A 7,411-nucleotide genomic window follows, 5' to 3' on the forward strand; every position below is an offset into this window, starting at 1 on the left:
CATGACTTCCCCGACCGGCATCACCGACATCCCGCGTGACCCCTACAACCTCGTCGTCCTCGACATGGCCGGCACCACCGTCGCCGACGGCGGCCTCGTCGAACAGGCCTTCTCCGCCGCCGCCCAACGCCTCGGCGCACAACCCCAATCCGTCGAGCACGCCCGCCAACTCGCTTACGTACGCGCCACCATGGGCGAGTCCAAGATCTCCGTATTCCGGCACCTGTTCGGTGACGAGGACCGGGCGCAGTACGCCAACACCGCCTTCGAGGAGGCGTACGGGGAACTCGTCGACGGCGGCCGCATCGCCCCGCTCCCCGGTGCCCGCGAGGCCGTCGAACGCCTCGCCGCCGAAGGCCGCACCGTCGTCCTGACCACCGGGTTCGCCCGCACCACCCAGCACGCCATCCTCACCGCCCTCGGCTGGCAGGACCTCGTCCCGCTCACCCTCTGTCCCGCCGACGCGGGCGGCCGGGGCCGGCCCTTCCCGGACATGGTGCTGGCCGCCTTCCTGCGCACGGGCGCGGTGGACGACGTCCGCCGGATCGTGGTGGCCGGCGACACCTCGTACGACATGCTCAGCGGCGTACGCTCGGGCGCCGGGATCGTCGCCGGGGTCCTCACCGGCGCTCACGACAAGGACCAGCTGGCCCGGCACGGCGCGACCCACGTCCTCGGGTCCGTCGCCGAACTGCCCGACCTCATCGCGCGTGCCGAGGCAGCCGGGCTGCCCGCCGCCGCTGCCCGGGCCGAGGCATGAGCGCCCCCGCCCCGGCCCCCGCCCCGGCCCCCGCCACGTCCACCGCGCCCCGCCCCGACCGGTCCGCCCCCGCCGCCCCCAGCGGCATCCGCTTCGACGGCGTCACCGTCGCCTACGGCGGCACCGTCGTCCTCGACCGGCTCGACCTCACCGTCGAACCTGGCGAGGTGATGGCCCTCCTCGGGCCCTCCGGCTCGGGCAAGACCACCGCCCTGCGCGCCGTCGCCGGGTTCGTCCGGCCCGCCGCCGGGCGGGTGTTCCTCGGCGGCCGGGACGTCACCGGCCTGCCCCCGCACCGGCGCGGCATCGGCATGGTCGTCCAGAGTTACGCCCTCTTCCCGCACCTCAAGGTCAAGGACAACGTGGCCTTCGGGCTCAAGGCCCACCGCACCCCCAAGGCCGAGATACCCGGCCGGGTCACCGAGGCCCTCGAACTCGTCGGCATGGCCGCGTACGCCGACCGGCACCCCCGCGAACTCTCCGGCGGACAGCAGCAGCGCGTCGCCATCGCCCGCGCCCTCGCCATCCGGCCCGGCGTCCTGCTCCTGGACGAGCCGCTCTCCGCCCTCGACGCCCGGCTCCGCTCCGGCATGCTCGCCGAACTGGCCCGGCTGCACCGCGAGTTGCCGGACGTCTCCATCCTGTACGTCACCCATGACCAGGTCGAGGCCCTCACCCTCGCGGACCGGATCGCCGTCATGGACCGCTCCCGGCTCCAGGACTGCGGCACCCCCGAGGAGCTCTACCGCCGGCCCCGTACGGAGTTCACCGCCTCGTTCGTCGGCAACGCCAACCTCCTCCCGGTCGTCGTGACCGGTGAAGGGGCCGTCGAACTCGGTGACCGCCCCCTCGCCGTCCCCACCGAGACCGCCGCCCCCGGCGCCACCGCCACCCTCTGCGTCCGGCCGCACCTGGTCGGCCTCGGCGACGGGCCCAACGCGCTCACCGGCAGCGTCACGGAGGTCCAGTGGCGCGGCTCCACCCACCGCGTCCACGCCGACGTCGACGGCCACCGCGTCATGGCCGACCTCCGCGAACTGCGCGAGCCCCCGGCCATCGGCGACCCCGTCACCCTGCACTTCGCGGCCGAGGACGCGGTGCTGCTCCCCGCGGGGGCCGGAGACACGGCGGGGGCCGGAGACACGGCGGGGGCGGGCGATACGGCGGGGGTCGGCCCATGACCTCCTCCGCCACCGCTGCCACCACCGCCTCCGTACCCCGCACTCCCGGCGAACCGGCCCCCGCAGCACCCGCCCACGCCCCCGGCCCCGCCCGGTCCCGTACCGTCCCCGCCTGGGTCTGGGCGCTTCCGCCCGTCGCCGTCCTCGCGCTCGCGTTCCTCTACCCGCTGGCCCTCGTCGTCCAGCAGTCCGTCACCCCGGACGACGGCGGCGGCGTCTCGCTCGACCCGTACGCCGACGTCTTCGCCTCCGAGGTCTTCCGCGACGCGCTCTCCACCACCGTGTGGCTGGCGGTCGGGTCGACCGTGGGCTGCCTGGTCCTCGGCTTCGTCCTCGCGCTGGTCATCGCGTTCGTCCCGTTCCCCGGCGGGAAGGCGGTCGCCCGGTTCGTCGACGTCTTCCTCTCCTTCCCGTCCTTCCTCATCACGCTCGCGCTGCTGTTCATCTACGGCTCGGTCGGGATGGCCAACGGGCTCTGGACCGACGTCACCGGGTCGGCCGACGGGCCCTTCCACTTCCTGACCACCCCCTGGGGTGTCCTGCTCGCCGAGATCACCTACTTCACCCCGTTCGTGATGCGTCCGCTGCTCGCCGCGTTCTCCCAACTCGACACCGGCCAGCTGGAAGTGGCCTCCTCGCTCGGGGCCGGGCCCGTCCGGATCATCCGGCAGGTGATCCTGCCCGAGGCGCTCCCCGCGCTCGCGGCGGGCGGCAGCCTCGTGCTGGTGATGTGCCTCAACGAGTTCGGGATCGTCCTCTTCACCGGGGCGAAGGACGTCACCACGCTGCCGATGCTCGTCTACAGCAAGGTGATCCTGGAGTCGGACTACCCGGCCGCCTGCGTCGTCGCCGTCGTCAACATCGCGATCTCCGTGGGCCTTTACAGCCTCTACCGGGTGGTGAGCCGTCGTGCTGGTGCATAGCCGGGCCGGGAAGTGGGCCACCTGGGCCGTCTTCCTCCTCCTCTTCGTCCCGCTGTTCGCGGTGCCCCTGCTTGTCATCCTCGCCGCGTCCCTCGCCACCAACTGGTCCGGGGCCTTCCCCTCCGGCCCCACCGTCGAGCGCTACGCCGCCGCGACCAGCGGCGACTCCCTCCAGGCGCTCACCACAAGCCTCGCCACCGCTCTCGCCGCGAGCGTGCTGGCCCTCACCCTCGGCGGCTGGGCGGCGCTGGCCGCCGCCTCTCTCCGTACGCGCGGAAAACGGCTCCTGGACGCCCTGTTCATCCTGCCGGTCGCCGTGCCCTCGGTGGTCATCGGGCTCGCGGTGCTGGTCGCCTACAGTCAGCCGCCCGTGCTGCTCAACGGGACGCGGTGGATCGTGATCCTCGCCCACACCGTCCTGGTCACCGCGTTCGCCTACCAGTCGGTCGCCGCCGCCGTACGCCGCCTGGACCCGATGTACGAACAGGCCGCCGCCGGCCTCGGCGCGAGCCCCGCCCGCGTTCTGTGGCGGGTGAAACTGCCGCTCCTGCTGCCCTCGCTCACGTCAGCGGTCGGGCTCTGCTTCGCCCTGTCCATGGGGGAGTTGAGCGCCACGATGATGCTCTACCCACCGGACTGGACCCCGCTGCCGGTGCAGATCTTCGCCGCCACCGACCGGGGCTCGCTCTTCACCGGCGCCGCCCTCGCCGTGGTCCTGATGACGTCGACGCTCCTCGTCCTGGCCGCCGTCTCCCGCATCCGGACCCGCGCCTCCTACCGCTGATCCCCACCATGACCTTCCGGAGAAATCCCATGCGTAACCCTGCCCGCATCCCCGCCCGCACCCTCGCCCTCCCCCTGGCCGGCCTCACCGCCCTCACCCTCACCGCCTGTGGCGGCTCCTCCGCCGCCTCCGACGAGAAGTCCGTCACCGTCTACAGCGCCGACGGCCTCAAGGGCGAGAACGGCGACGGCTGGTACGACAAGGTGTTCAAGGACTTCGAGAAGAAGACCGGCATCGAGGTGAACTACGTCGAGGGCGGCTCCGGCGAGATGGTGCAGCGCGCCACCCGCGAGAAGTCCAACACCCAGGCCGACGTCCTCGTCACCCTGCCGCCCTTCATCCAGCAGGCCGACAAGAAGGGCCTGTTGACCGCGTACGAGCCGAAGGGCGTCGACCAGGTCGACGGCGCCGACCGGGCGGCCGATGGCAAGTGGACCTCCGTCGTGAACAACTACTTCGGCTTCATCCACAACAAGAAGGAGCTGAAGACCCCGCCGCGCACCTGGGAGGAGCTGCTCGACCCCGCGTACAAGGAGAAGGTCCAGTATTCGACGCCCGGTGTCGCGGGCGACGGGACCGCCGTCCTCATCAAGGCGATGCACGACTTCGGCGGCCAGGAGCCGGCCATGGCGTACCTGAAGAAGCTCCAGACCAACAACGTCGGACCCTCCGCCTCCACCGGCAAGCTCGCCCCCAAGGTCGACAAGGGCGAACTCCTCGTCGCCAACGGGGACGTCCAGATGAACTTCGCGCAGTCCAAGGACATGCCCAACCTCTCCATCTGGTTCCCCGCCAAGGGCGACGGGAAGCCCACCAGCTTCGCTCTCCCGTACGCGGCCGGGCTCGTCGCGAAGGCCCCGCACAGCGAGAACGGCAAGAAGCTGCTCGACTTCATGCTCTCCGAGCAGGCCCAGCGCGACGTCAGCGCGGTCGGCGGAGGGTTCGCCGCGCGCAAGGACGTCAAGGCCACCGACGCCAACGCCGTCGAACTGGCCGGGCTGATGGAGGGCGTGGAGATCTTCGAGCCCGACTGGGCGGACATCGGCGCCAACCTCGACACGTACATCGACGCCTGGAAGTCGGCCACCGGAAGCTGACCGGCCACCTTTCCGCCACGGATTCCTGCGAAGGTCTGGACCCGGCCCGTATATCTCGCCAAGGTAACGGGTCTGGTCCATAAGGCAGTTCACGTCCCATCCCCGTTCGGCCCGCCCTCTCCCTGGAGGATCACGTGACCCGGTCCCTGTCGGCGCCCCTCTCCTCGCCCGTCTCCCGACGCTCCGTGCTCGCCACCACCGCAGCCGCGGCCACGGCCGCCGCCGTAGGCCCCCTCGCGGCCGCCGGCCCCGCGTACGCCGCGCCCACGCTCCCGAACGGCACCAGCAAGGACAAGGTGCTCGTCGTCGGCATGGACGGGCTGCGCCACGACGTCATCGCCGCCGCGAACGCCCCGCACCTCAAGTCGATGATGGCGAACGGGACGTACGGCACCTCACTGCTGTACGCCAACCCGATGGCCGCCACCTCCTCGGGCCCCGGCTGGTCGACGATCTCCACCGGCGTCTGGCCCGACAAGCACGGCGTCAAGGAGAATTCCTTCGCCGGGAAGGACTACGCGAAGTACCCCGGCTTCCTCGCCCGCCTCGCCCAGGTCCGCCCCCAGCTCTCCACCTACGCCGCCGTCGACTGGAAGCCCCTGGACGCCCAGGGCACCGTCACCCCGGGGGCCGACGCCAAGCTCGTCCTGGACGGCGACCGCGACGGTTACACCGGCCACGACGCCACGATCGCCGCCGAGACCGAGTCCATCCTCCGGAACCAGAACCCGGACGTGCTCTTCGTCTACTTCGGCCAGACCGACATCGCCGGCCACAACTCCGGTGCCGCCAGCGCCGCCTACCGCCAGGCCATCGACGTCCAGGACGGCTACCTCGGCCGCCTCCTCACCGCGATCCGGGCCCGCCCCTCGTACGCCACCGAGCGCTGGACCGTCATCGTCACCACCGACCACGGCCACACCGACTCCGGCGGCCACGGCGGCAGCGCGATCGAGGAGCGCCGCACCTTCGTCCTCGCCCAGGGCCCCGGCATCGCGGCCGGCGCCAAGCCCACCGACACCCGCCTCGTCGACGTCGCCGCCACCGTCTTCCACCAGCTCGGCATCGCCCCCGACCCCGCCTGGGGCCTGGACGGCAAGCCGATCCAGCAGCGCTCCACCGACCCGTTCGAAGCCCTCTACCCCGCCCTGTCCGCCCGCGTCGACGAGACCGGCATCCCGGCGGGCGTCCTCGGCTGGACCCACACCGCGCCCAGCGGCTGGTCCGTCGTGAACTCCGCGATGGGCACCGGAGGCGTCACCGAGTGGCGCGGCTGGTCCCTCGCCACCGACGAGTTCTGGAGCCGCAGCCAGCGCGACCAGTCCCGGGAGCTGAACGTCCGCTCGCGCGGGATCTTCGCGGTCGCCGACTCCGACGAGTGGGACGACAAGGCGTCCTCAGGACCGTACGACTCCACGCTCGTCACCCCGGCGTACGCCGTCGCGGGCAAGTCCACCGTGACGCTCGGCCTCACCACCCACTACCGGCAGGAGGGCAGCCAGAGCGCCCGGATCCTCGCCTCCTGGAACGGCGGAACGCCCGTCGAGGTGAAGCGCTACACCTCCGACGTGATCTCGCAGCCCCAGAGCCTGACCCTGAACGTCCCGTCCGGGGCCGCCAACGTCAGCTTCCGGTTCCACTACACCGGCAGCAACAACTGGTACTGGGTGATCGACGGGGTCAAGGTCACGACCGGCTAATTATGCTGGGGGTGCCGGGACGGCGTGGTCCGGGCACCCCCAGCACGCAGTGCGTACGGCAGGAGTCCCGACACATGGCAGAGCGCAAGCCCATCACTTCCTGGCTCACCGACATGGACGGTGTCCTCATCCACGAGGGCACCCCCATCCCCGGCGCCGATGCCTTCATCAAGCGGCTGCGGGATTCCGGGCTGCCCTTCCTCGTCCTCACCAACAACTCCATCTACACCGCGCGCGACCTGCACGCCCGGCTCAAGCGCATGGGCCTGGACGTGCCCGTGAAGAACATCTGGACCTCCGCGCTCGCCACCGCCCAGTTCCTCGACGACCAGCGCCCCGGCGGCACGGCGTACGTCATCGGCGAGGCCGGCCTCACCACCGCCCTGCACGACATCGGGTACGTCCTCACCGACCACGACCCGGACTACGTGGTGCTCGGCGAGACCCGGACGTACAGCTTCGAGGCGCTCACCAAGGCGATCCGGCTGATCAACGCGGGCGCCCGCTTCATCTGCACCAACCCCGACGAGACCGGCCCGTCCGCCGAGGGCCCGCTGCCCGCCACCGGCTCCGTCGCCGCCCTCATCACCAAGGCCACCGGCAAGGACCCGTACTTCGCGGGCAAGCCCAACCCCCTGATGATGCGGACCGGGCTGAACGCCATCGGCGCGCACTCCGAGACCAGCGCCATGATCGGCGACCGGATGGACACCGACGTCCTGGCGGGCCTGGAAGCGGGTATGCAGACCTTCCTGGTCCTCACCGGGCTCACCACCGCCGCCGACATCGACCGCTACCCGTTCGGGCCGTCGCACGTCGTCGAGTCCATCGCCGACCTGGTCGACCTCATCGACCTGCCCGACCAGCCCACCGCGGGAGACCGCGACTGACCGGGCTGACCTGCGCGGACCGCATCCGCAGCCGTCCGGGCGCCGGCCCCGGCGTCGCCCGAACGGAGGACTGCGG

7 protein-coding genes are annotated in these 7,411 nt (G+C 71.7%); all 7 read left to right on the forward strand.

The genetic code is table 11. The annotated features are described in order from the left end of the window. Window position 1 precedes the first annotated feature (1 nt). The 7 genes from ACFWM7_RS03110 (at window position 2) to ACFWM7_RS03140 (ending at window position 7,335) form a co-directional block, all read left to right on the forward strand. Window positions 2-760, forward strand: a complete 759-nt coding sequence (locus tag ACFWM7_RS03110) for a phosphonatase-like hydrolase (protein WP_383254393.1) — start codon at window positions 2-4, stop codon at window positions 758-760. Next, window positions 757-1,941, forward strand: coding sequence for an ABC transporter ATP-binding protein (locus ACFWM7_RS03115; protein WP_383254395.1), 1,185 nt, complete (start codon window positions 757-759; stop codon window positions 1,939-1,941). Before ACFWM7_RS03110 ends, ACFWM7_RS03115 begins: the two co-directional genes overlap by 4 nt. Then, window positions 1,938-2,864 (forward strand): 2-aminoethylphosphonate ABC transporter permease subunit, encoded by a 927-nt coding sequence (locus tag ACFWM7_RS03120; protein WP_383254396.1) that lies wholly within the window; start codon window positions 1,938-1,940, stop codon window positions 2,862-2,864. The genes ACFWM7_RS03115 and ACFWM7_RS03120 overlap by 4 nt, the downstream gene beginning before the upstream one ends. Continuing rightward, window positions 2,851-3,648 carry an ABC transporter permease gene (locus ACFWM7_RS03125; protein WP_383254398.1) on the forward strand — a complete coding sequence of 266 codons (798 nt, stop codon included), beginning with the start codon at window positions 2,851-2,853 and terminating at the stop codon, window positions 3,646-3,648. The genes ACFWM7_RS03120 and ACFWM7_RS03125 overlap by 14 nt, the downstream gene beginning before the upstream one ends. 29 nt (window positions 3,649-3,677) lie before the next feature. Beyond that, complete coding sequence (locus ACFWM7_RS03130; protein WP_383254399.1) at window positions 3,678-4,745, forward strand: 2-aminoethylphosphonate ABC transporter substrate-binding protein; 1,068 nt, start codon at window positions 3,678-3,680, stop codon at window positions 4,743-4,745. Between the two features lie 134 nt (window positions 4,746-4,879). Continuing rightward, window positions 4,880-6,445, forward strand: coding sequence for an alkaline phosphatase family protein (locus ACFWM7_RS03135; protein ID WP_383254401.1), 1,566 nt, complete (start codon window positions 4,880-4,882; stop codon window positions 6,443-6,445). 74 nt (window positions 6,446-6,519) lie between these two features. Then, a complete protein-coding gene (locus ACFWM7_RS03140; RefSeq protein WP_383254402.1) occupies window positions 6,520-7,335 on the forward strand; it encodes an HAD-IIA family hydrolase in 816 nt (271 codons plus the stop codon). Window positions 7,336-7,411: the final 76 nt, after the last annotated feature.

This window comes from Streptomyces sp. NPDC058375 (genome assembly GCF_042723425.1).
Lineage (GTDB): Bacteria > Actinomycetota > Actinomycetes > Streptomycetales > Streptomycetaceae > Streptomyces > Streptomyces durocortorensis.

Coding starts and splice junctions, on each gene's coding strand:
- ACFWM7_RS03110 (WP_383254393.1), top strand. CDS start 2: ATGACTTCCCCGACCGGCATCACCGACATCCCGCGTGACCCCTACAAC.
- ACFWM7_RS03115 (WP_383254395.1), top strand. CDS start 757: ATGAGCGCCCCCGCCCCGGCCCCCGCCCCGGCCCCCGCCACGTCCACC.
- ACFWM7_RS03120 (WP_383254396.1), top strand. CDS start 1,938: ATGACCTCCTCCGCCACCGCTGCCACCACCGCCTCCGTACCCCGCACT.
- ACFWM7_RS03130 (WP_383254399.1), top strand. CDS start 3,678: ATGCGTAACCCTGCCCGCATCCCCGCCCGCACCCTCGCCCTCCCCCTG.
- ACFWM7_RS03140 (WP_383254402.1), top strand. CDS start 6,520: ATGGCAGAGCGCAAGCCCATCACTTCCTGGCTCACCGACATGGACGGT.